The organism is Actinoplanes lobatus, from assembly GCF_014205215.1.
GTDB lineage: Bacteria > Actinomycetota > Actinomycetes > Mycobacteriales > Micromonosporaceae > Actinoplanes > Actinoplanes lobatus.
Map to the genome: position 1 here is coordinate 9,353,087 of NZ_JACHNC010000001.1, position 23,123 is coordinate 9,376,209.

18 protein-coding genes and 1 pseudogene are annotated in these 23,123 nt (G+C 71.8%); 14 read left to right on the forward strand and 5 right to left on the reverse strand.

The annotated features are described in order from the left end of the window. Window positions 1-43: 43 nt before the first annotated feature. Window positions 44-979, reverse strand: a complete 936-nt coding sequence (locus BJ964_RS42575; RefSeq protein WP_188125953.1) for a sulfotransferase family protein — start codon at window positions 977-979, stop codon at window positions 44-46. An 872-nt stretch (window positions 980-1,851) separates the two neighbouring features. Here BJ964_RS42575 and BJ964_RS48815 point away from each other — a divergent pair. From BJ964_RS48815 to BJ964_RS42605, 7 genes and pseudogenes are all read left to right on the forward strand, one after another. After that, window positions 1,852-2,148: pseudogene (locus BJ964_RS48815) on the forward strand (glycosyltransferase family 2 protein); the annotation flags it as partial. 4 nt (window positions 2,149-2,152) lie between these two features. Beyond that, on the forward strand, window positions 2,153-2,974 hold the full coding sequence (locus BJ964_RS42580) for a glycosyltransferase family protein (RefSeq protein ID WP_262479428.1): 822 nt from the start codon (window positions 2,153-2,155) through the stop codon (window positions 2,972-2,974). Between the two features lie 37 nt (window positions 2,975-3,011). After that, window positions 3,012-3,965 carry a glycosyltransferase family 2 protein gene (locus BJ964_RS42585; protein WP_188125954.1) on the forward strand — a complete coding sequence of 318 codons (954 nt, stop codon included), beginning with the start codon at window positions 3,012-3,014 and terminating at the stop codon, window positions 3,963-3,965. Beyond that, window positions 3,962-5,287 (forward strand): glycosyltransferase, encoded by a 1,326-nt coding sequence (locus BJ964_RS42590; RefSeq protein ID WP_188125955.1) that lies wholly within the window; start codon window positions 3,962-3,964, stop codon window positions 5,285-5,287. The genes BJ964_RS42585 and BJ964_RS42590 overlap by 4 nt, the downstream gene beginning before the upstream one ends. 79 nt (window positions 5,288-5,366) lie before the next feature. After that, window positions 5,367-7,766 carry a hypothetical protein gene (locus BJ964_RS42595; RefSeq protein ID WP_188125956.1) on the forward strand — a complete coding sequence of 800 codons (2,400 nt, stop codon included), beginning with the start codon at window positions 5,367-5,369 and terminating at the stop codon, window positions 7,764-7,766. Further along, window positions 7,763-8,548 carry a DUF1616 domain-containing protein gene (locus BJ964_RS42600; protein ID WP_188125957.1) on the forward strand — a complete coding sequence of 262 codons (786 nt, stop codon included), beginning with the start codon at window positions 7,763-7,765 and terminating at the stop codon, window positions 8,546-8,548. Before BJ964_RS42595 ends, BJ964_RS42600 begins: the two co-directional genes overlap by 4 nt. A gap of 11 nt (window positions 8,549-8,559) precedes the next feature. Next, the gene (locus BJ964_RS42605) at window positions 8,560-9,666 is read left to right on the forward strand and encodes a glycoside hydrolase family 26 protein (RefSeq protein WP_188125958.1); all 1,107 of its coding nucleotides are present in this window, start codon (window positions 8,560-8,562) and stop codon (window positions 9,664-9,666) included. On the opposite strand, the gene BJ964_RS42610 is transcribed toward BJ964_RS42605, so the two are convergent. Further along, complete coding sequence (locus BJ964_RS42610) at window positions 9,656-10,699, reverse strand: glycoside hydrolase family 26 protein (protein WP_188125959.1); 1,044 nt, start codon at window positions 10,697-10,699, stop codon at window positions 9,656-9,658. The genes BJ964_RS42605 and BJ964_RS42610 overlap by 11 nt on opposite strands. 32 nt (window positions 10,700-10,731) lie before the next feature. Then, window positions 10,732-11,544: a polysaccharide deacetylase family protein gene (locus BJ964_RS42615; protein WP_188125960.1), complete on the reverse strand. Its 813-nt coding sequence runs from the start codon at window positions 11,542-11,544 to the stop codon at window positions 10,732-10,734. Between the two features lie 261 nt (window positions 11,545-11,805). On the opposite strand from BJ964_RS42615, the gene BJ964_RS42620 reads away from it, so the two are divergent. After that, on the forward strand, window positions 11,806-12,468 hold the full coding sequence (locus BJ964_RS42620; RefSeq protein WP_188125961.1) for a hypothetical protein: 663 nt from the start codon (window positions 11,806-11,808) through the stop codon (window positions 12,466-12,468). Window positions 12,469-12,556: 88 nt separating this feature from the next. Here the strand turns inward: BJ964_RS42620 and BJ964_RS42625 are convergent, their stop codons facing one another. Further along, window positions 12,557-13,492 carry a ScyD/ScyE family protein gene (locus BJ964_RS42625; RefSeq protein ID WP_229806739.1) on the reverse strand — a complete coding sequence of 312 codons (936 nt, stop codon included), beginning with the start codon at window positions 13,490-13,492 and terminating at the stop codon, window positions 12,557-12,559. 144 nt (window positions 13,493-13,636) lie between these two features. Here BJ964_RS42625 and BJ964_RS42630 point away from each other — a divergent pair, with 144 nt between their 5' ends. The 5 genes from BJ964_RS42630 to BJ964_RS42650 all read left to right on the forward strand — a co-directional run bounded on the left by BJ964_RS42630 (window position 13,637) and on the right by BJ964_RS42650 (window position 20,799). Next, window positions 13,637-14,263 (forward strand): nucleoside/nucleotide kinase family protein, encoded by a 627-nt coding sequence (locus BJ964_RS42630; protein WP_188125962.1) that lies wholly within the window; start codon window positions 13,637-13,639, stop codon window positions 14,261-14,263. A gap of 44 nt (window positions 14,264-14,307) precedes the next feature. Continuing rightward, entirely contained in the window at window positions 14,308-15,489 is a 1,182-nt protein-coding gene (locus BJ964_RS42635; protein WP_188125963.1) for a metallophosphoesterase, read from the forward strand. Further along, complete coding sequence (locus BJ964_RS42640; RefSeq protein ID WP_203832542.1) at window positions 15,486-16,307, forward strand: class I SAM-dependent methyltransferase; 822 nt, start codon at window positions 15,486-15,488, stop codon at window positions 16,305-16,307. Before BJ964_RS42635 ends, BJ964_RS42640 begins: the two co-directional genes overlap by 4 nt. Before the next feature lie 151 nt (window positions 16,308-16,458). Then, window positions 16,459-19,941 (forward strand): ATP-binding cassette domain-containing protein, encoded by a 3,483-nt coding sequence (locus BJ964_RS42645; RefSeq protein ID WP_188125964.1) that lies wholly within the window; start codon window positions 16,459-16,461, stop codon window positions 19,939-19,941. A 66-nt stretch (window positions 19,942-20,007) separates the two neighbouring features. Continuing rightward, on the forward strand, window positions 20,008-20,799 hold the full coding sequence (locus BJ964_RS42650; RefSeq protein ID WP_188125965.1) for a nucleoside-diphosphate kinase: 792 nt from the start codon (window positions 20,008-20,010) through the stop codon (window positions 20,797-20,799). Here the strand turns inward: BJ964_RS42650 and BJ964_RS42655 are convergent. Then, window positions 20,792-21,817, reverse strand: a complete 1,026-nt coding sequence (locus BJ964_RS42655) for an alpha/beta hydrolase (protein ID WP_188125966.1) — start codon at window positions 21,815-21,817, stop codon at window positions 20,792-20,794. The two genes, BJ964_RS42650 and BJ964_RS42655, sit on opposite strands and share 8 nt — an antisense overlap. A 26-nt stretch (window positions 21,818-21,843) precedes the next feature. On the opposite strand from BJ964_RS42655, the gene BJ964_RS42660 reads away from it, so the two are divergent. Continuing rightward, window positions 21,844-22,998: an acyltransferase family protein gene (locus BJ964_RS42660; protein WP_188125967.1), complete on the forward strand. Its 1,155-nt coding sequence runs from the start codon at window positions 21,844-21,846 to the stop codon at window positions 22,996-22,998. Window positions 22,999-23,123 lie beyond the last annotated feature (125 nt).

Sequence of the window (23,123 nt, forward strand, 5' to 3'; positions counted from 1 at the left end):
CGGCAACGCGTCAAGTTTGCATGATCTATGGGAAATGTGGGCTTTACCGGGCGCGGGCGTGTCGGTCCAGGCTCAGCCAGTCGTCGTAGTTCTGGCCGGTGACGTCCTGCAACAGGGCGATGTCGTCGGCGAAGTAGGGCAGCAGCGCGGCCCGCTCCGCCGGGGTGGTGACCGGCCGGTTGCCCCGCTTGCGGTGCAGCAGGGTGAGCAGTGGCCCCCGGGCGGCCAGGCGCAGCGGCACCGGGAAGCGGTGGCCGAAGTTGCCACCCGACCGCAACAGGCCGCGGATCGCCCGGTTCACGCCGTTGTCCTCGACGTAGTGACGGTTCACGTTCTCCCGCGGGATCGCGGTGAGCACCCCGGTGCGCACGCCGAGGAAGGCGCAGACCCGGTCCAGCGTCTCGGCCGGCTCGTCCTTCAGGTCGCGGTAACGCAGGAGCAGCACCTGCTCACGGGAGAAGCGCTGGTAGAGGTGCTGGAGCTGACGGCCGTACAGGCCCAGGCCGATGTAGTGCCAGAAGTCGGCCCAGTGCGCCGCCTTACGGGCCTGCTCGGCGTGGCAGGCGGCCAGGAAGTCGGCCTCCTCCTCGAGGCCGGCCACCCACAGGTGGGTCCAGTTGGAGTGGGCGCGGTCGACCGGATCGCGCAGCAGGATGATCAGCCGCACATCCGGGATCAGCGCCTTGATGCGGTCGTGGGCGGCCAGGTCGTACAGGTAGAAGGGGGTGGCCTCGCCCTTGAGGACACCGGGCGGCGCCGGGTCGAACAGCCTCTCGTAGTCTGCCCGGCGCCACACGTGCTCCTGGTAGGTCTGCACGTCGCCGGGCCCGCCGATCGTGGGCGGCGGCCCGTCGGAGAGGAAGAACTTCGGCTCTTTCACCTGCGGCAGGAACAGCTGCGGGTGCCCCGTCAGTGCGGCGTGCAGCGCGGTGGTGCCGGCCTTGGGCACACCGGCGATCAGGAAGTCGGGAAGTGACATGGGATCTCCCCCTCGGCTCAAAGTGACACTAAGCCTACAGATCCACTAGGAATTTGCGGGCGGCCAACTTGGTCACAGATGCCCGATCCAATACCCGAGGTCATCGAAAATCAGCGATCCGGCCGAGCACCGGCCATCGAATTCCGCCGAACCGGACGATCACCGGTCGGCCGTAAAGGCGACGGGGTGGAGGATCCCCCATCGGTCGAACGGTCATCGGGTCAGCGGGGCCCCAGAATGCGGCGCCACCAGCGCATAGCCGGCCGGAACCGGGGGCAGAGGCCGGGTTCGCAAAGCGCGCATTCCGACCCGGATCGGTAGTGCTCGTGCGCCCGAATCGAGTGCCCGCAGACGCAGAGTCCGGTTTGAATCACCATCGCCTCACCAACGGCGGACAGCCCCGGAGGCTACGGGTGGCCGGTGACTGTCCCCCCTGGATCAACCGTAACGCTCACAGCCCGCTGTCAGAGCGTCACCAAGATGACCAGCAATCTACACAGCGCGTAAACGGACACGTCCGGAAAGTAAGCAAATAGCAATCCCGCTACTCGTCGATCTTGTCCTGATTTGCGGTGATCGACGAGGGCTTTATCCATTTGCCAGAGACTCTCCGGACTGATCCACAGATACGACCAATGCCCGTTACGCTACGTAACGAATGTGGCCTTGATCGCGTGCGGCCACCTGCTAGTACTTGCTCCAGCCATACTGCGACTGTCAACTTCAGGTCACCTGTGACTTGAACCTTTCTCGCGGTCTGTTGACGCTACGTAATCCCTTGCTAGGTTGATTTCCTGAAGCGAGCGGCTGTGCGATCCCTTCGGGAATTCGCGCAACAAAGTCGCATTAGCCGCCCCCCGGAAGGGACCGACATGGAGCTTTCGCACTTGAACACGAACACCGACAGTAACCATCCGCAATCACCGACCGTGAGCGTGGTGATTCCTACGCTGAATGAGGAGCGGAACCTGCCGCACGTGTTCGCGAAGCTGCCGCCGATGATCACGGAAGTGATCATCGTCGATGGCGGCTCCAAGGACCGGACCGTGGAGGTGGCCCGCGAGCTGCGCCCGGACGCGGTGATCGTTCAGCAGACCCGGATCGGCAAGGGCAACGCGCTGGCGTGCGGCTTCGCCGCGTGCACCGGCGACATCATCGTGATGATCGACGCCGATGGCTCGACCGACCCGGGGGGAGATCCCGCTCTTCGTCGACAAGCTGATCAAGGGCGACCACTTCGTGAAGGGGTCCCGCTTCAGCCACGGCGGCCACAGCCACGACATCACCAAGCTGCGCAAGCTCGGCAACGACGGCCTCAACCTGGTGGTGAACGTCCTGTTCCGGACGCACTTCACCGACCTCTGCTACGGCTACAACGCCTTCTGGCGCTCGGTCGTGCCGGCCCTCGACCTGCCGGACGTCTCGCTGCCCCGCCCATCCGACGGCAGCAAGCTGTGGGGCGACGGCTTCGAGATCGAGACGATGATCAACATCCGCGCGGTCGCCGAGAAGCTGAAGGTCGGCGAGGTCGGCAGCACCGAGCACGAGCGGATCTTCGGCGAGAGCAACCTGAACACCTTCCGCGACGGGTTCCGCGTGCTCCGCACCATCTTCAGCGAGTACGGCCGGATGCGCCGCCGCCGTGGCGCCGGCCTCCGCCCGTTCGTCGAGGGCCTCCAGCACGTCGCGCCGTCGGCCGCCGCCCCGCAGTCACGCGGTCTCGGCCAGGTCGTCAACCCGCCCGCGCCGGTCGCCACCCGGCACCCGGCCGACCCGCGCCGCGACGCGAGCCACCTCAACCGGGCGGCCCGCCGTGAGGACGTCGGCGCCCGCCGCTCCGACGACATCAACAAGATCCGCAGCCGCGCGCTGGACGACCTCGGCACCCAGCCCACCCAGGACCTGAGCGCCGCCCGTGCCCGGATGCTGGACGACCTCGGCAACGTGCAGACCCAGGACATCAACAAACTGCGCACGACTCAGCTCGACGACTGACCTGAGCGCCCCTCCCGCCCACAGGAGCACTCCCCTCGTGAACCACACCCACGCCACGACGATCGTCATTCCCACCTACTCCGAGGTGCGGTGGGACTACCTGACACGAACCCTCGCCTCGGCACGTGCCCAGACGCACACCCCCGACGAGATCGTCGTGGTGGTCGACCACAACCCCGCGATGTACGAGCGGATCCAGCGTGAGCTGCCCGGCGTCACGGTGCTGGAGAACGCGTACGCCCAGGGCGTCTCCGGCAACCGCAACACCGGGGCGTTCCACGCCCGGACGCCGCTGGTCGCCTTCCTGGACGACGACATCATCGCGGACCCGAACTGGCTGGCCCGGCAGATCGAGCCGTTCGCCGACCCCACCGTGGTCGGCACCGGCGGCGCGATCCAGCCCGCCTGGGAGGGCCCGGCCCCGCGCTGGATGCCGGCCGAGTTCCTGTGGGCGGTCGGCGGCTCGTACGCCGGCATGCCCACCGAGACCGCGCCCATCCGCAACGTGTGGTCGGCCAACATGATCGTCCGCAAGGACGTCTTCGAGGCCGCCGGCGGCTTCCGGGTCGGCTTCGGCAAGCTCGGCTCCCGCAACCGGCCCGAGGACACCGACCTCTGCCTGCGCATGAGCCAGGTGGACGGCGGCCGCTGGATGTACGTGCCGGGCGCGGTCATCCAGCACGAGGTCCCGGTCGAGCGGGCCAGCTTCACGTTCTTCGTGCGCCGGTGCTACGCCGAGGGCCGCGGCAAGGTCCAGATGGCCGGCCTGCACGAGAACGACGCGCTCGGCGCCGAGCGCGACTACCTGTGGGCCCTGCCCAAGGCGATGTTCCGTTACTTCGGCGCCGGCCTGACCGGCAAGGGCGCCGACAACTTCCTGCGTTCCGGCGGCGTCGTCGCCGGCGTGGCCGCCGCCGGATTCGGTGGCGTCGTCGAGACCGTCAGCTCCAAGCGGCCCAGCCGCCGTACCCCGGTGGAGGCCACCCCGTGACCGCGACCGTTCCCGCCGCTCCGCGGCTCGACGAGGAGAGCGGCATCCTGCCCGCCGTCGTCCTCGACCTGGAACTCTCCGAGCCCCTGCCGTCGGTCGGCGCGGTGGCGAGCGACGGCCGCCGGGTCCAGCAGGCCTGGGCCCTGGTCCGGCTCTTCACCGAGCCGCTCGGCACCGTCCTGGTGGACGTCCCGGAGCACGGCCTCACGCCCGGCGACCTGGCCGCGGCCATCGACCGGGAGCTGGGCGACGTGGTGCGCCCGCGCCTCGACGGCGCGCCGGTGCCGGCCGCCGGGTTCGTCCCGGCGAGCGAGCCCGCCTTCCTGGCGAGCCGCCGTGCCGTGCTGGCCTCCGCCCCGGACATCACCGTGGTGGTCTGCACCCGGGAGCGGCCCGGCGCGCTGGCCCGCTGCCTGGACAGCCTGCTCAACCAGCACTACATGCCGGCCCGGATCCTGGTGGTGGACAACGCCCCGGTGACCGACGCGACCGCCGAGGTGGCCCGGTCGGCCGCCCGCCGCGGCCCGGTCGACTACCTGCTGGAGCCGAAGCCCGGCCTGTCGTTCGCCCGCAACACGGCCGAGGCCGCGACCCGGGGCCAGATCGTCGCCTGGATCGACGACGACGAGCTGGCCGACCGGTACTGGCTGGCCGAGGTGGCCCGGGCGCTGGTCGAGAACCCGGAGGCCGACGTGGTCTCCGGCGTGATCGTCCCGGCCGAGCTGGAGACCCGGGCGCAGATCTGGTTCGAGCAGTTCGGCGGGCACAGCAAGGGCCGCGGTTTCCGGCCGGACGTCTTCGGCCCGCACACCGCGCACCGGCAGAGCCCGCTCTACCCGCTGCCGCCGTTCGGTACCGGGGCGAACATGACCTTCCGGCCCGGTGTGATCGAGCGGATCGGCGGCTGGGACAACGCGCTCGGCGCCGGCACCCCGGCCATGGGGTCGGAGGACACCCTGGCGTTCACCCAGGTGCTGCTGGCCGGTGGGACGATCGTCTATCAGCCCACCGCGGTGACCCACCACTACCACCGGCGGGACTTCGAGGGCCTGCACAAGCAGATGGTCGGGTACGGCACCGGACTGACCGCCGCGTACACCGGCCTGCTGCTCGGCCGCCCGGGACTGCTCTGGTCGCTGATCAGGCTGGCGCCCACCGCGCTGCGCGACCTGACCGGCGCGGACAGCCTGCGGGTGTCGACTCTGCAGGACGATTTCCCACGAGAGCTGCTGACGGCCAACCGGCGAGGCATGATTGCCGGACCGCGTGCGTACCTCCGGGGCCGGCGCGCCGCCCGGCAGAAGCTCCGGGGAACCCGCTAAACGATCAACGCGGCGTCGGCTTCCGTGGCCCCTGACCTGGGGCGACGGAAGCCTCGTCAACACTGTGGAGGCTCTTTACATGGGGGACCAGCCGACGTCCGACCGGAAACGGGCGCCGGAGGAAGCGACCGCGAAGACCGCGGATTCGCGACCCGACGAGACCGTCGTGATCACCCGGCTTGCGCCGGAGGAACGGGACGGGAGTGAAGAGGCCACCCAGAAGCTCGCGGAACCGGTGAAATCGTCGGGCGACGAAACCGTCGTGATCAGGCCGCCCAAGGCACCCTCCGCCGACGACACCGTGGTGATCCGCGCCACCGGGCCGTCGAGGAAACGGCCGGCCGGCGACGACACCGTGATCATCCGGCTGCCGCAGGCGCCGAAGAGAGGCACCACCCCGGGCGCCGCCAGGAAGCGGCCGGCCGGCGACGACACGGTCGTCATCCGGCTGCCCGGCGGGCCCAAGCCGAAGAGCCCCGGCCCGAACGCGCTGAGCACCGCCCGCAAGCGGGCGGCCGGCGACGACACCGTCATCATCCGGCTGCCGCAGGCGCCGAAGAAGAAGGTGGCCGGCCGGGTCGTCGTCGACAAGAAGGTCGCCCACGACGAGACGGTCATCATCCGGCTCCCGGCCGAGGCGAAACCGGAACCGCGTACCGCCCTCGACTTCGGCTGGGCCCCCTGGGTCATCGCCGTCTCCACCCTCGGTGTGGTGCTGATGGCGCTGGCGTACGCCGGTGGCCGCGCCGGGGCTTCCTGGGCCATGTCCGCCTACTGGGTGGGCCAGATCATCGTCTTCTCCCCGGTCGTGTTCCGGCTGCTCAGCCGGCTGGCCGGGGTCGCCGAGTCGTTCGTCCTGGTGATGGGCCTGGCGCTGAACCAGTACATGCTGAAGTGGATGTACAGCCCGGACCAGTTCCGCTTCCCCGACGAGTTGCAGCACTGGCTGGCGACCACCCTGATCACCGAGTCCGGTGACCTGTTCCGGCAGAACAACGCGCTGCCACCGGCCGTGCACTTCCCCGGCCTGGCCGAGATGGGCGCCGGGCTGGCGCTGCTCACCGGCCTGCCGGTGACCGCGGCCGGCACCATCGTGGCCGGCGTCGCCCACCTGATCTTCGTGGGCCTGCTCTTCGCCACGGTGCTGCGCGCCAGCAACTCGCCGGCGATGGCCGGGGTGGCCTGCGTGACCTACGCGACGGCCATGCACTACCTGTTCTTCAACTCGATGTTCCTGTACCAGACCGCCGCGCTGCCGTTCTTCATGCTGACGGTCTGGGCGTACCGGCGGTGGCGCACCGGCGGTGGCCGCAAGTTCTTCGCGATCGCCGTGGTGGGCATCGCGATGACCACGGTCAGCCACCACGTCACCGCGTTCGCCCTGGTCGCGACGCTGCTGCTGCTCGCGCTCGCCGAGCTGACGCTGGAGCGGCCGCGGCCCTGGGAGACGCTGATCCTGCCGGCCGTCGCGCTGGCCGTGGTGTGCTGCTGGATCGGCTTCGTCGCGCAGGACGTCATCTCCTACCTGGAAGCGCCGGTGGAGCGGCTCGCCGCCTCGCTGAACCAGATGTTCGGCGGCGCCGCCAGCGAGGAGGCCGGCGCCACCAAACCGGTGCCGCTGGTGCAGCTCGCCGTACAGGGGATGGGTCTGCTCGGTCTGCTCGTGCTCTTCCTGGCGGTGGCCCGGGACATGATCCTGCGTAAGGACCGGGACACCTGGCGGTGGGCCGCGCTGGCCGGCGGCGCGGTGTTCTTCGCCGGCAACGGCGCCCGGTTCCTCGGCACCAACGGCCCGGAGATCGCCGGCCGGCTCTCCACCTTCACCTACATCCCGATGTCGATCATCGCGGCCATCGCGATCGTGTACGCCGTGCAGATCATCCCGGCCAAGGACGCCGACGGCCGCCGCTGGCTGTCGGTGCCGCCGCCGGGTGTCGCGGTCACCACCGGCCGCCGGCTGGCCGGTCAGGTGTACATCGGCACGGCGCTGATCACGCTGCTGATGATCGGCGCGCGTACCGGCGGGTGGCCCCCGGTGTCCGCGCTGCTGCCGGGTCCGTACCTGGCCGCCGCGTACGAGCGGTCGGTCGACGGGTTCGGCGTGGACGCGGCCCGCTGGCAGGAGCGCACCCTGCCCCGGGAGGCCCGGGTCGGCGGTGACATCACGGCGGTGGCGCTCTCCTCGACGTACGGGCGGATCGACCCGGTCCGTGAGGTGGGCGAGCTGTTCTACGCCACGTCGTGGACCTCGGCCGAGGACCAGCGGGCGCAGGAGCTGGCGGTGAACTACCTGGTCGTCGACGAGCGGCTGGGTGACATGCTGCCGTCGAACGACGCGTACTTCCAGGACGACCCGATGGCCGGCCAGATCACCGAGCCGCTGAGCGAGACCCAGCTCGGCAAGTTCGACCAGGTCAACTCGATCTCCCGGCTCTACGACAACGGCACCGTACGGATCTATCAGATGGGACCCTCGTGAACCCGGTACGCGCCGGTGTCCTCGCCGGCCTGACGGTCGTGTCCGCGCTCGCCGTCGAGTTCGGCCCGCTCGCCCTCTCCGTGCCGGGCGGCCTGCTGCTCGCCTTCGTGCTGCCCGGCCTGGCGATCAACGACGCCCTGTTCCGGCCCGGCCGCCGTGACATCGGCGTCGTCGAGCGGACCATCCTCGTGCCGGCGCTGAGCCTGGCCGTGCTGGTGCTCGGCGGTCTGCTGCTGTGGGGCGCCGGCGGCACCCTGAACCGGACCAGCTGGATGCTGGTGTGCGCGGTGGGCACGCTGATCGCCATCGGCGTGGCGGTCTACCGGACGCACACCACCGCCACCGTGGCGGCGGCCCCCGCGAAGGCCACCGGTGAGCGGATGACGATCTCGAAGCAGCGCCTGATCCGGGACGTGCTGCCGCTGGGCCTGGCCGCCGTGATGCTGGCCGGCATCGGGATCTGGTCGTTCGCCGACTCGGAGCAGACCTACGACATCGCGGTCACCTCGCTGTCGGCGGCCCCGCCCGGGGCGGTGGACCCGGCCGGCAACCGGTCGGTGCAGGTCACCGCGGCCGGGCTGAGCGCCTCCGGCGGGCCGTACACCATGGTGGTGACCGGCACCTCCGGCGAGGAGCTCAGCAAGCACGACATCACCCCGGACACCGACGGCGACTGGACCGGGCGGCTCACCGTCCCGGCCGACGAGCGGGTCACCGTCAACCTCTTCCGCGGCGGGGACACGGCCGCCTTCCGTACGCTGATCATCGCCGCCGCCGCTTAGGACCCGCCTGTATGCCGGACGTTCCGCCCACCGCGCTCCGGCGCGGCCGCCTCTGGCCGGCCGCGGCCGGGGTGGCCGCCCTCGCCCTCGCGATCATCTTTATCAACGTCGATCCCACAAAGCCCTCCGCGACTCCGGCGTCCCCGGCTCCGCACGGGATCGACGCCGACCCCCGCTCGGCCCGCGCCCAGATCGCCCTGCCCCGCGAGCCCGGCGCCTGGCCCGGCCCCTACGGCCTGTCCGGCGTCAACGGCTTCCCGGTCCTGAACAGCGCCTCCGTCAGGGAGTTCTGCTCGACCCGGGGCCGCGACTGCAAGGTGGCGCACACCTACACCGACCGGACGAGCTACGACTCGATGACCAGCGGCTCCGGCTGGGCCTTCGAGTACTTCGCCGACTTCGACGGCGTGCTGGTGATCTCCCAGGCGCTGGTGCCGGACCGGGGCGAGAACCTGGTCGCCGACTGCGCGGCCGGAAAATACGACCAGAACTGGCGGGACTTCGGCGCGCTCATGGTGCGGCACGGCCGGGGCGACTCGATCGTCCGCCTGGGCTGGGAGATGAACGAGCCGACGATGGCCTGGCGCGGCCTGAACGGAGGCGACTACATCGCCTGCTACCGCAAGGCCGCCGGCGCGCTGCGCTCCGCCAGCCCCCAGGTCGTGCTGGACTGGACGATCAACGCCCACAGCACCCCGGCGGACCTGTGCGGCGGGCTGAGCACCAACTGCTACCCGGGTGACGAGTACGTCGACATCATCGGCATCGACAACTACGACCACCACCCGTGGTCGCCGGCGGAAGCCGACTTCGACCGGACCGCGGCCGCGCCGGAGGGCCTGAACTGGCTCTTCGACTTCGCCCGTACCCACGGCAAGCTGTTCTCGGTGGGCGAGTGGGGCGTCATGCCGACCGCCGACGCCGGCAAGGACAATCCGGAGTTCATCCGCTGGATGCACGCCTGGTTCGCCGAGCACGCCCCGTACCTGGCGTACGAGGCGTACTTCCAGCGCTGCGACGGCGACTTCTCCCAGTCGTCGATCCTGCGCCCGGACGACCCGAAGTGCCTGCCGAACACCGGGTCGTCGGAGGTCTACACGGAGCTGTTCAAGCGCTGAACCGAGGGCTCGTGGCCATCGCCCGGTACGCCGCCGTCGACTGTGGATCGGTGTCGAACCGCCAGGCCTCCGGGTAGTTCGGGTGGGTGTCGGTGTCGAACCACACCGCCGCGCCGATGGCCGGGCGCTGGGCCACGTACTCGGAGAAGTCGGTGATCCAGTCGGCCTTGCTGGTGTCGCCGTGGTCCTTCGAGCCGACCTCGGTGATCAGCAGTGGTTTGCGGGACGCGTACCGCTGGTAGACGGGGTCGAAGAGGGTGGCCGGGCTCTCCTCGTGGAGGTTGTAGCCCGAGACGCCCACCCAGTCGACGAACTTGTCGCCCGGGTAGTACGCCTCCATCCGGTTCCAGTCCTCGTCCGGGCTGGAGTTCCAGTTCGGGCTCCACACCCAGGAGACGTTGGCGGCGCCCTGGTCGTCGAAGATCTCCCGCAGGTAGCGGAAGCACTTGACGTACCCCTCGGGGTTCCGCTTGTTCTGGAAGCCGCCCCACTCGTACCAGCGGCCGTTCATCTCCCAGCCCCAGCGCAGCAGGGTCGGCCGGTCCAGCTCCTTGATCCGGCGGGCGGCGGCGGCGATCAGGTCGTCGGAGTCGCCGCTGAGGATCTTGTCGTACTTGGGGCCGCGCCAGGACACCATCGGGATGGCCTTCTTCGGCATGCCCTCGATCGAGGTGGGCAGCCGGTCCGGCCAGGCGTAGAAGACGTGCACGATCCGGTGGTCGCGGCCGAGCTGCTTGCGCCGGTACCTGACCGCCTCGGGGTAGCTCATCCCCTTCAGCCCCAGGTACGACCCGAGCAGCGCCTTCCCGGCCGTGAACCGGACCGCGCCACCCAGCTTCCGGATGTCGCCGGCGGCCGCGAACGGGCTCGGCGTGGCGGACGGCGGCGCCGGTTCGACCGGGCCGGCGCCCGTCGGCGTACCGGAGACGGTGTTGTTCGTGGCCCCACGGGAGGCGGCCTTCCACATGCCGACGACGCCGGCCGCGGACGCGGCGCCGAGGGCGCCCAGCCCGAGCAGGCCCCGGCGGGTCATGCCCTGCTCCCCCTGGCTGCGGTGCCCGGCCGTCACGTCAGGTTCCGGCCGGCCTTGCGGGCCATCCTGCGCACCAGGCGCCAGCCCGGCTGGGCCAGCTGCTTGATCTGCGAGACCAGCCTGGGGCCACCACTCTCGACCAGGGCGACCAGGTCGGCGCCGGTGTGGTCGGGGGTGGGCTGGAAGCGGGGCACGGCGAACCGGCGCTCCGCCGGGGTGTGCAGGCGGCGGCCGACCTCGGTGGCGTTGTCGTGCCCGGACGACTCGACCGCCCGGCGCACCCGGTCGCTGTTGTAGCCGTGCGGGTAGGCGAACGACCGCACCTTCCGCTGCAACCGCTGTTCGAGCTGGTCGTGGCTGCTGACCACCTCCTCGCGCAGCTGCGCCGCGGAGAGCACGTCGAGCGGGTGGTGGATGAGGCTGTGGTTGCCGATCTCGATGCCGGTGGAGGCGACCTCCTCCAACTCGGACCAGGTGAGCATCGGGCCGAAGTCGGGAGACCACTGGCCCAGCCAGCCGGCGTGACCGCCGAGGTGGCCGACCGACGCGTACAGGGTGGCGCTGGCGCCGGCGGCCTGCAACGCGGGCACGCCCGCGGTGAGGAAGTCCCGGTAGCCGTCGTCGAAGGTGACCGCCACCATCTTCCCGGTGCTGCCGGCCTCCAGCTCGTCCAGCGCCTCGGTGAGACCGACCAGCCGGTACCCGGCGGCGCTGAGCGCGTCCAGCTGCTCGGCCAGCCGCTCCGGCGGCACCGCGAGGTCGCGCAGCGGACCACCGACGGCGGAGACCGAGTGGTACATCAGCGCAGGCAGCGTGGTCCAGGTCTGGGCCACCGAAGCGGTCACCGGGTCTCCCCCCAAATACGTACAGGTCGCTCGGCCGGGAACCTTACCAATGTGCGGGATACTCCCCACTCCCCCGTTCGCACAGTGCCTGGCCACTAGCCATCCAACACTACAGCGAGTAACCTTCGAGGCCTTCCGATCGGCTAGCCAGCGCGAACATCGTCACCCAACGGCTACACACGGTGACAGGTGAACCTTTGTCGCGCCGGAGACGTATCGGAGGACGACACCGAAACCGCTCTAACCCCGGGAGCGCGCACCATGTTCCGCCTCATTCAGCTGCACACCGACAGCGGTGTGCCACGCATCGGCGTCGAACCCGACGGCTACGTCAGCGCCCGCGCCGCACTGGCCCACTACCGCACCGCCCCGGCGACCTACTTCGCCGTCGGCCGATTCGACAACGAGGGCACCCTCACCGAGGTGATCCTCGACCCGATCTGCGGGCTCGACGGAGCCTGCCAGCGCCCGGCCTCGGTCATCCACGCCACCACCTACGAACGCCTCTGCGAGCGGTGCGCCTCCGGCCTCGACGTGCTCACCGTGCCCCAGCTGGCCCGCCGCCTCGGTATCGCCTGCCGTCTCGCTCCCCCGGTCGCCCGCTTCCGGCAGACCGGGATCGCCGGGCTGCGCGCGCCCTCCGGCAACCGGATCGCCCGGGAATTCCCCGACCACATCCACGACCCGGCCTGGCGCCGGGAGCTCTGCGACGATCTCTCCCGCAGCACCACCGCCCTGAACGGCCTGCTCATCGGTGTCGGCGCGCTCAGCCACCGGCAGGTGCTCGACCTCTTCCCGGCGCTCTGCGCGCTCGGCGACGAGCTTCCGGTCGGCATCCGCTCCGACCTGGCCCGGGCCACGGCACGGCCGCTTTCCCCGGCCGGCGTCACCGGCCTCCGCCTGGGCCTCAACCAGCTTTCCTAGAGACCATTCATTCGTACGCTCACCGCCGCGAATTCCTGCCCACTCCGGCCTCTGCCGCGGGCGCCGGGCGGAGATCGGTGGCCCGGGCCTACAGCCGGATGCGGAGGACCGTGCCGGTGCCGCTGCACGTGGCGCAGGTGGAGACGTAGGCGTCGCGGCCACGCAGGGCCAGACCGCCCGGGGCGGTCAGGCCCGCCGTGACCACCGTCCGCGTTCCCCGCCTGCCCAGGCGCAGCAGGGCGGTGCCGTCCAGCACGTACAGGTCCCCGGACGGCGACCAGGCCAGGTCGACGACGCCGCGGAGGCCCGAGGCGTACACCCGCGGGGCCCGGCCCGGCTCGATCCGCCAGATCCGGCCGGCCCGCTCACCGACGTAGTAGGCGCCGTCCGGTCCCTCCGCCACCGAGGTGGCCTCGGTGGCGGAGGTGCGCTGCGGCAGCGTGGCGATCGTCTGCACCCGGCCCCGCCGGCCGACCCGGATCAGGGCGTCGCCGGCCGCGTCCACGACCAGGTAGCCCTGTCCGGTGGCGAGCACCGCGACCGGATCGGCCGGGGTCTCCTGGGCGCCGAGGTCGGCCAGCACCGCCCCGTGCCGGTTGAGCTGTGCCATCCCGGCCCGCTCGGGCGCGGACCGCAGCGCCGGGCCGCCGCCCAGCCGGACGGTGTGCACCGGGTCGCCCTCCGCCGTGACCGTGACGTCCGACGGGCCGAGCGCGTATGCCCCGGCCGGGGAGGCCAGCGACGGCAGTCCCGCCTCGACCCGCCACTGCCGCCCGAACCCGGCCACCGTGATGGCCCCGGACCTGCCGGAACAGACTCGTCCCCCGGCCTCGGCCCGGCAGGGCCCGGGGCCACCGCGGCCGCCCTCCGCGATGTAGAGCTCGCCCCGCGGCCCGAACGCCAGGCCTCGCGGACCGTCCAGCCCGCGTGCGACGACCTCCATCCTCGCGTGCACCGGGGCCGCCGGTTCCGGTTCGGCGGCCCGCATCGGGCTTGCGCCGGACACCAGCCCGAGAACGGCCACGACGACAGCCTGACGGGACCGGAACATGATCAACTAAACCCCCGTGTAGTCGTTTTGTCCCTCCGACACACTCTCCGGCAGAGCGGTCCGCCGGGGCGGCTCAGTCGGAGATCCGACGAGAAGACGGACCGGTACGGTCGGGCCATGACGCCGACCTTCCCCGCCCTCGTGGCACGGGCCCGGAGCCTGGCCGGCGACGGGCGGCGCGCGGTCCTGGGCATCACCGGGCCGCCCGCCGCCGGCAAGACCACCCTCGCGACCGAGCTGGTCGCGGCCCTGGCGGCCCCCGGATGGGTGGCGCACGTGCCGATGGACGGCTTCCACCTCGCCGACGTGGAGCTGGACCGGCTCGGCCTGCGCGATCGCAAGGGCGCCCCGGACACCTTCGACGCGTACGGCTACGCGAGCATGCTGCGCCGCCTGCACGAGGACCGGGACGAGATGATCTACGCGCCCGGGTTCGAGCGGGTCCTGGAACAGCCGATCGCCGGCAGCATCGGCGTCCCCCGGTCCGCCCGCCTGATCGTGACCGAGGGCAACTACCTGCTGCTCGACGAGCCCCGCTGGGCGCCGGTGCGGAGCCAGCTGACCGAGGTCTGGTACACCGACCTGGAGGACGGCGAACGCCTGCGCCGGCTGATCGACCGGCACGTCCGGTTCGGCAAGACCCCGGACGCGGCGGTGGCGTGGGCGACCGGCACCGACGAGCGCAACGCTCGCCTGATCGCGGCGACCCGGGGCCGGGCCGACCTGATCGTCGGCCTCGCCTGAGCCTGTCTCAGGTTCTGTCGCACAGGAGTGGCATGCTTGCCCTCATGTCGGTGGATGAGGCGGTCGAGGCCGAGCCGCGCAGGCGTGGCCCGCGGGTGGCCCGGTTCGGCGTGATCCTGTTCGTGGTGCTGGGGCTGCTGTTCGGCGTCCCGCTGGTGACCCTGTTCTGGTCCGGCAACGACTGGCCCGGCGTGGTCGCCGTGGCCGGCACGGTGCTGTTCGTGGCCGTCGTCGCGCTGTTCCCGTGGCTGATGTTCCGGGGTCACGGCGGTCACGACGACCGGGCCGCGCGGATCGCCGACACGTTGCTCGGCGTGATCTGGGTGCTGTTCACGTGGTCGGTGCTCGGGCAGCTGTTCGAGCTGGCCCTGCTCGCCGCCGGGGTCGCCGACCCGGTGCGCTCCCGGGTGGTCACCGGCCTGGTGCTGGTGATCTCCACCGGCCTGCTGCTCTGGGGTCACCGCGAGGCGATGCGGGTCTCCCGGGTGCGCGAGGTCGAGGTGGTGCTGCCCCGGCTGGGCCGCGGCCTCGACGGGCTGCGCGTGGTGCTGATCACCGACACCCACTACGGGCCGATCGACCGGGCCGCCTGGTCCCGCGGCGTCACCGAGGTGATCAACTCGCTGGACGCGGACATCGTGGCGCACACCGGCGACATCGCCGACGGCACCGTCGAGCAGCGGCTCGAGATGGCCGCCCCGCTGGCCGACGTCCGCGCCCGCCACGCGCGGGTCTACGTGACCGGCAACCACGAGTACCACAGCGGAGCCCTGGGCTGGGTCGAGCACATGGAGAACCTGGGCTGGGAGACCCTGCACAACCGGCACGTCGTGGTCACCCGCGACGGCGACTCGCTGGTCGTGGCGGGCGTCGACGACCGCACGGCCGGCGGCTCCGGCCTGCCCGGCCACCGCACCGACCACGAGGCCGCCCTGGCCGGCGCCGACCCGGAGCTGCCCGTCCTGCTGCTGGCCCACCAGCCGCAGCAGATCACGGACGCGGTCGCCCACGGCATCGACCTCCAGCTGTCCGGGCACACCCACGGCGGTCAGATGTGGCCGTTCCACTACCTCGTCCGCACCGACCAGCCGGCCCTGCAGGGCCTGTCGCGTCACTCCGAGCGGACCCAGCTCTACACCAGCCGGGGCACCGGGTTCTGGGGCCCGCCGTTCCGCATCTTCGCCCCCAGCGAGATCACCCTGCTGACCCTGCGCTCCGCCTCGTGACGAGACCCTCGTTCGACGACTACGAACGCTCCATGTGGGCGGGCCAGGCCGAGACCTTCAACGAGACCGTGTCCCGGCTGTGCGCCCACACCGCCCCCGCCCTGCTGTCCGCCGCCGCCGGTGACCGTGACCTGGCCGGGCTCCGGCTGCTGGACGTGGGCACCGGCTCGGGGACGGTCGCCGGGCTGGCCGACGAGCACGGGGCGCGGGTCACCGCCGTCGACGCCGAGTCGAGCATGGTCGAGCTGGCGGCGAAACGGGTGCCCGGCGCCGAGGTCCGGCAGGCGATCCTGCCCGAGCTGCCGTTCCCGGAGGCCACGTTCGACGCCGCGGTCGCCAACTTCGTGATCAACCACGTCGGCGACCCGGCGGCCGCCATCGCCGGGATGCGGCGTGTGGTGCGTCCCGGCGGCCGGATCGCGGTGACCATCTGGCCGCACCCGAAACCCGAGGCCCAGCGCCTCTGGGACGAGATCTTCGACGCCGCCGGGGCGGTCCGCCCGGACGATCTGCCCCGGCTCGACCCGGCTCTGGACTTCCGCCGCGACCAGGCGGGCCTGACCGCCCTGCTGGCGGGCGCCGGCCTGACCGGTGTGACCGGCACGACGATCTCCTGGACCATGCGCATCGACGCCGGCGCCTGGTGGTCCGGCCCGGCCGCCGGCATCGGCCTGACCGGCCTGATCCTGGCCGCCCAGGACGAGCCGACCGCCCTCCGTGTCCGCCAGGAGTACGACCGGCGCACCGCCCCCTACCGCGGCCCCGACGGGGTCCTCGCCGTCCCGACCGCGGCCCTGCTCGCCACCGGCACCGTCTGACGGCTCCGGCCGGCTCAGGGCCGGCCGGAGTGTCCTGAGTCGACTGTGCCGGCGCGGGCGGAATGCCGGGAATAAACCCGTTGAGCCGTCGTCTCCCGGCCGAGCAGGATGGGGGCACCGCCTCCTTCCCCTATCGTTCCGAGGACTCTTCATGCGCCTGCTCCGCGACCTGTGGGCCACAAGCCGAAGTCGCACCGCACTCGTCGGCTTCCTGATCGTGCTCGGCGCGTCCGGTTCGGCCTGTGCGTTAGCCCTGGCCGGCCCGGTCCTCGTCGACCGGTCCGGCCCGCTCTTCACCGTGCTGGCCGCCGCGCTCGTCGCCTCGGTGTTCAGCGACGTCGTCGTCGGCCTGCTGGCGGCCCGCCTGACCGCCGACTGGGCGGCCCGCGCCCGCCGCCGCCTCAACCGGGTCGCCTTCGGCCAGGACATCCCCACCCTGGAGAACACCCCGGTCGGCGAGCTGCTCGACCGCATCGACTCGGACGTCTACCAGGTCGGCGCCGAGCTGCGCGGCAGCGGCGTGCGCCTGGCCCAGTCCGTGGCGGTGGCCTCCCTCTCGGTGCTGACCACGTTCTTCGTCTGGTGGCCGGCCGCGATCGCGATGATCCTGGTCAGCCTCCTGCTGTTCACGGTGATGAACAAGCCGATCCAGCGGATCGGCCCGGTCCGCATCGCCGAGGAGGAGGCCTGGTCCGATCTGGCCGCGGTGATGGAGGAGGCCATCCACGGGCAGGACGACGTGCGCACCAGCCTGGCCGCGCCGTACGTGCTGCGCCTCTTCGCCCAGCGCTCGGCCGAGGTGCTGCGCCGCGGCCGCCGGGTGTGGCGGTCCTCCGCCAAGGTCACCATGGCGGCCGGCTCGATCACCCGCTCGCTGATCGCCTTCCTGGTGGTGGCCGGCGCCTGGGCGCTGCACACGGGACAGATCGACGCCGCCCGCCTGACCGCGGTGTGGCTGCTGGCGCTCGGTTTCGGCGGCACCCTGGAGCACCTGACCCGGATGGTCCCCGAGATGCAGAACGCGCTCGGCGCCTGGGGCCGGGTGCAGCTGCTGACCGAGGTGCCGCAGGAGCCGGTCGAGGGTGTCCCGCCGGTCGAGGGCGACCTGGTCGTCCGCAACCTCACCTTCCGGTACGGCGAGGCCGACAGCGGCCGGCCCCCGGCGTTGCGCGACGTGAGCGTCACCTTCGCCCGCGGCAGCTCGTACGCGCTGATCGGCCGCACCGGCTCCGGCAAGTCCACCCTGGCCAAGGTGCTGACCCGGGCCGTGGACGTGCCCCGCGGCACGGTCTTCCTGGGCGGCGTCGACATCAACGACATCGGCGTGGAGGGTCTGCGCCGGTGGACCGCGATCGTCCCGCAGCGCACCGAGATCCTGTCCGGCACCCTGGCGGAGAACATCGCCCTGTTCGACCGGGAGCTGCTGCCCCGGGCCGGCGCGGCGCTCGACGAGCTGGGCCTGAGCGCCTGGACCGAAGGGCTGCCCGACGGCCTGGACACCAAGCTGGGCGAGGGCGGCTACAAGCTCTCGGCCGGCCAGGAGCAGCTGGTGGCGTTCGCCCGGATCCTGGTCCGCGACCCGCAGGTGGTGATCCTCGACGAGGCCACCGCCCGGATGGACCCGGTCACCGAGTCCTGGGTGCAGCGGGCCACCGACCGGCTGTTGCAGGGCCGGATCGGGGTGATCGTGGCGCACCGGCTCTCCTCGGTGCAGCGGTGCGACGAGGTGGTGGTGCTCGCCGACGGTCAGGTCGTCGAGGCCGGGCCGCTGCGCGAGTCACGCCGTTTCGCCGAGCTGATGGCCAGCAGCAACCTGGCGGTCCCGGCGGCCCAGCCGGCCGCCGGCGGGGTGCTGCTCGCCGAACGCGACTGGGACACCGGGATGCGGGAGGAGCTCGGCCCGGACGCGCTGACCAATCCGCTGCCCACGGTGGATCCGCCGGCGCTGCCCGAGCCGCCGCCCGTGCGGACCATGCGGGAGATCGTCCGGCTGGCGCTGAACGACAAACGGTACGGGCTGGCCGCGTGCGGTTTCTTCCTGTTCCTGGTGCTGTTCGGCTTCGACGGGGCGATCCTGCCGCTGCTGTGGTCCAACGTGGTCGACGGTGCCGGCAACCCGCTCTACCCGGCGCTCGGGCTCGCGGTGGCGCTGCTGGCGCTGATCCCGACGCTCTACTACACCGGGGCCTGGTTCCCGGAGTGGTGGGTGCGGCAGATGCTGCGGATCAGCCTGCGCCTGGTGCACGGCCAGGTCGGCCCGCGCCGGGTCAGCAAGCACACCCCGGCCGAGGTGGTGGCCCAGGGCGGCGACACCGAGCGGGTGGTCATGCTCGCCGACAACGTGATCGACAACTCGGTGGCGGTCTTCGCGCTGGTGTCGATGACGGTGTTCTCCCGGTCGTTCGTGCCGGGGCTGCTGTTCGCCGGGACGATGATCCTCTCCGGGCTGGCCGCGACCCTGTTCGGGCCACGGCTGGAACGGGCGGCCCGCAGGACCGTGGCGGCCCGGGCGGCGTTCGCCACCTCCCTGGTGTCGTCGCTGTCCGCGGCGCGCACGGTCAAGCTGGCCGGCGCGACCGAGCCGGTGCTCACGCACCTGGCCGGGCTCGACGAGGTCCGCAGCGACCTGCAGCGGCGGGAGATCGCGATCCAGGTGTGGGCGCGGTCCACGCCGTCGGTCGCGAGCGGGCTGCTGCCGATCGCGGCGTGGGCGCTCTACCTGAACGGCCACATCACCTCGGCGGCGGTACTGATCACGGTGTCGGTGCTCGGCTCGGCCCGCTGGTTCGCGTGGACCACGGCGTCGCTGGTGTCGCACTACCCGTCGGCGAGGGTGTGGACCCGGCGGACCGCCGCCATGACCGGTGTCTCCGAGTACACGGCGGAGGTCCCCGGGGTGGACATCTCGGCCGGGACGGCGCCGGCGCCGCCGACGGCGCCGCGCAATCCGCTGCGCACGCTGGAGCTGTCCGGCTTCAGCGCGGTGCACGAGAACGGCGCGCTGGGCGTACGCGATGTCGATCTGACCGTGCGCCGCGGCGAGCTGGTGCTGGTGGTCGGCCCGGTCGGCTCTGGCAAGTCGTCGCTGCTGCGGGCCCTGGCCGGAATCGTGCACCACACCGGCGGGCTGCGGTGGAACGGCGAGCCGGTCGGCGAGCCGCACGTGTTCCTGCGACCCAACCAGGTCGGCTACGTGGCCCAGCTGCCGCGGGTGCTGTCCGGGACGGTGGCCGACAACATCCAGCTCGGGCACGAGGTGGACGCGGCCGACGCGGTGTCGGTGGCGCAGCTGGAGCACGACCTGGCGGCCGCCGGTGGTGGCCTCCAGCTGCTGATCGGGCACAAGGGCACCCGGCTCTCCGGTGGCCAGCTGCAACGGCTGGCCCTGGCCCGGGCCCTGGCGCCACGGACCGAGCTGCTGATCGCCGACGACGTCTCGTCCGCGCTGGACGTGACGACGGAACTCGCGCTGTGGGAGGCGCTGCGCTCGCACGGGGTGACCGTGGTCGGCTCGACGTCGAAGCGGGCCGCGCTGGCCCAGGCCGACCGGGTGGTCGTGCTGATCGGCGGGCAGGTCGAGGACCAGGGCACCTGGGACGAGCTGGCCGACCGCTGGGGTCACCTGGCCGGCTGAGCCGCGGGTGTGGGTTCCGGGATCCCCCCGGAACCCACATTGCGCCGGATCCCTAAGGTCTGTCTGGTGGATGACCCCAGGGCCTTTCTGCTGCTCAAACCGGACTGTCTGCGGCTCAAGCTGAGCGGGTCCGTGGAGCGGGCGATCATCCGGGCCGGGCTGCGGATCGTCTGCCGCCACCGGGTCACGGTGTCGCCCGCCGACGTCCGCCACCTGTGGCCGGAGTACGACGACGCCGGCCACCCCCTCGCCCTGGCCTTCCTGGACCGCTATCTGACCGGCGAGCCGTCCGAGGTTCTGCACCTGTACGGGCAGGACGCGTTCGAGGCGGCCCGCCGGGTCAAGCGGGAGGTGCGGTCGCGGCACGCCGAAGGCCCGTTCGCCAACGTGGTGCACGGCGCGGAGCGGCGCGGCGAGATGGCCCGGCAGGCCGGTCACCTGCTCGGCCGCTGTGACGTGTGCGCGGAGCCGTTCCACTCGGACGAGCCGCCGCTCAACCCGGCACGGCCGCCGGGCCGGGACTTCCGGGAGGACGCCGACCTGGCCGCCCTGGTGGACGAGCTGTGGCCGCTCGTCCAGGGTGTGCCGGCCGACCCGGGCCCGGTGCGCCTGGAAGGCGGCGACACCGGGCAGGCGGTCTACCTGGGCTCCGACCGGGAGCAGACGCTCGACTCGACGGTCACCGCGCTGTGGCACGCGTTGCCGGGGGTCGAGCTGCGTCACGCGGTGCTTCTCGCGCTGCACTCCGGCTGGTCCGGCGGCACCCCGATCGCGGTCGGTGGCCGCCGGGCGCTCGACGACTGCCTGCGGACGCTGCACACGCACGGCGTCCGCGCCTGCGGGAAAGGCGTCACCTGAGCAGGCGGTTCGCCAGCCACTCGACGGCCAGCGGGTAGCGGAAGTCGATACCGCCGTGCTTGGCCGGGAACAGCTCGAACGCGATCTTCTCCTCCGGTACGCCGATCCGCCGCAGACCGTCCCGGAACGCCTCGGCGCCCAGGTCCAGGAACCACTCGTCGCGGGTGCCGGCGTCGATCCAGACGGCGCGCAGGGAACGCAGCTCGTCGGCGTACCGGTCGATCATCCGGATCGGGTCCCACGCCAGCCAGCGCTCCCACAGCTCCGGTTTGAGCTGCCCGGTCCGGGAGTCGAACGGCAGCCGCGGGGTGCCGTCCGGGTCGGCGGAGAACGCCGCGGTGCAACCCAGCAGGAGGCAGAACGGCATGTCCTCCTCCTTGGTGAACGACACCCGGGACTGGAAGTCCTTCCACCAGGCGAGGATGTCGCCGTCGTAGTCGCGCAGGTAGCGGACGCATTTACCGAAATCGGGGAGGTAGCAGTACTCGTACAGGGCGTCGCCGGCGTGGGTGGCCAGGGCGCCGAACAGGTCGGGCCGCAGCATCGGGGTGATCATCGCGCCGAAGCCGCCGGACGACTTGCCGGTGATGGCCCGCGACTCACGGTTCTGGAGGGTCCGGTAGTGGGCGTCGACGTACGGCACCACCTCGTCGCACAGGTAGGAGTGGTACTTCCCGGTGCCGGGCGAGTCGACGAACTGCGAGCCGCCGTACGCCGTCCACGCGTCCACATAGACGAGGACGCATCCCGGCGCGCGCCCCTCGGCGAACACCCGGTCGGCGGTCTCGATGAACGGCTCCCGGAACGGCTGCCGGTTCCCCCACATGGTCACCTGGCCCGAGTAGCCCTGGATGACGTAGATGCTCGGATACCGCTGGTCACCCTGCTCGTAGCCGGGCGGGGTGTAGACCCACAGCGGCCGCACGTGCGGATCGCCGAGCGGGTTGTCCCGCAACAGCCGCGAATCGATCGTGTCGTGATGCAGGCTTCCGGCGAGTTCACTGCTCCAAATCGACATGCTGGTCAGTCAACTATCTTTTCCCGATGACCGCACCAAGGTTGGCGTGGCTCGACGGGCTGCGCGCCGTCGCCGTACTGCTGGTGGTCTATGCGCATCTGACCCGCTTCGTCTTCACCGATCTGCGCGCGGTCACCGGCGAATGGCTGCACGCCGGCACCGCCGGGGTGATGCTGTTCTTCCTGGTCAGCGGCTACATCATCCCGGCCTCGCTGGAACGGCACGGCGACCTGCGCGCGTTCTGGCTGAGCCGGGCCCGCCGACTGCTGCCGCTCTACCTGGCCATGATCGCCGTCCTGGTCGCCGCCCACCCGCCCGCGAACGCCTGGTCCACGGCCGTGGGCCACGCGACCATGCTGCCGTTCCTCCTGGGTGTGCCGTTGGTCACGCCGGTGTTCTGGACGCTCTCCTTCGAAATGGCCTTCTACCTTCTCGTGACAACCCTTTTCACGGTACGGGCGCAGCGTTCCCTCCTCCCCCCGGTGATCCTGGCCGTGCTCGGCGCGGCGACGGCCCCGCTGGTCCCGCTGCGGCTGGGCGAGATCCCGGTGGCCGGCGCGGTGCTACTGGCGGCCGGGCTGGCCGGGGTGCTGTCCCGCCGCCGCTGGGCGGAGGTCACCGGCGGCCTGCTGCTGGGCGGGCTGGCGCTCGGCCTGCTGCTGTTCGACATGGACCCGGCACACGCCCGCGACGGCCTGCTGATCGTGGCCGTGATGTTCACCGGCTCGGTGATCCACCGCGCCGACCACGGCAGCACATCGTGGCAGCGGGCGACCGTGGTGATCGCCGTGGTGGCGGCCGCGCTGCTGACCGTCTGGCTCGGCGAGTTGGCCGCCCTGCACGCGGTCACCCCGCGTTACGTGACCCGCTCGGTACTCACCCTCCTGACGTTCGCCGGCGCCTTCGCGGCGGGCATGCTGCTACGGCATCGGCGCACGCCCCGCTGGCTGGCCCGGATCGGCGTGCTCAGCTATTCGGTCTACCTGGTGCACTTCGTGGTACTCGACCTGGCCGCCCCGATCCTCCGCTCCCCTGTGCCCGATCCCCTGCTGGCGGCCGGCTACCTGGCCACGGTCCTGGGGATCTCGTGGCTCACCCACCGCTACATCGAGGTCCCCGCCCAGCGCCTCGGCTCGCACCGTCCCCGCCCGCACCGCGACCTGGCGCCCAGCCGGCGATGAAAGGTCCGAATCCCACTTCCGACCCTTTCCGGTACGCCTGACCCCGCCCCGCAACATTCAGGGCAGTCCCGCCCTGCCGCGCGAGCTCACTGCCCACTCCGGCCTGTGCCGCGCCCGCCGGGCTC

Bases quoted from the DNA above. Each gene is read 5' to 3' on its own strand.
- BJ964_RS42575 (WP_188125953.1), bottom strand. From the start codon at position 979: ATGTCACTTCCCGACTTCCTGATCGCCGGTGTGCCCAAGGCCGGCACC.
- BJ964_RS42580 (WP_262479428.1), top strand. From the start codon at position 2,153: ATGGCTCGACCGACCCGGGGGGAGATCCCGCTCTTCGTCGACAAGCTG.
- BJ964_RS42595 (WP_188125956.1), top strand. From the start codon at position 5,367: ATGGGGGACCAGCCGACGTCCGACCGGAAACGGGCGCCGGAGGAAGCG.
- BJ964_RS42605 (WP_188125958.1), top strand. From the start codon at position 8,560: ATGCCGGACGTTCCGCCCACCGCGCTCCGGCGCGGCCGCCTCTGGCCG.
- BJ964_RS42610 (WP_188125959.1), bottom strand. From the start codon at position 10,699: ATGACCCGCCGGGGCCTGCTCGGGCTGGGCGCCCTCGGCGCCGCGTCC.
- BJ964_RS42620 (WP_188125961.1), top strand. From the start codon at position 11,806: ATGTTCCGCCTCATTCAGCTGCACACCGACAGCGGTGTGCCACGCATC.
- BJ964_RS42630 (WP_188125962.1), top strand. From the start codon at position 13,637: ATGACGCCGACCTTCCCCGCCCTCGTGGCACGGGCCCGGAGCCTGGCC.
- BJ964_RS42635 (WP_188125963.1), top strand. From the start codon at position 14,308: ATGTCGGTGGATGAGGCGGTCGAGGCCGAGCCGCGCAGGCGTGGCCCG.
- BJ964_RS42645 (WP_188125964.1), top strand. From the start codon at position 16,459: ATGCGCCTGCTCCGCGACCTGTGGGCCACAAGCCGAAGTCGCACCGCA.
- BJ964_RS42655 (WP_188125966.1), bottom strand. From the start codon at position 21,817: ATGTCGATTTGGAGCAGTGAACTCGCCGGAAGCCTGCATCACGACACG.
- BJ964_RS42660 (WP_188125967.1), top strand. From the start codon at position 21,844: ATGACCGCACCAAGGTTGGCGTGGCTCGACGGGCTGCGCGCCGTCGCC.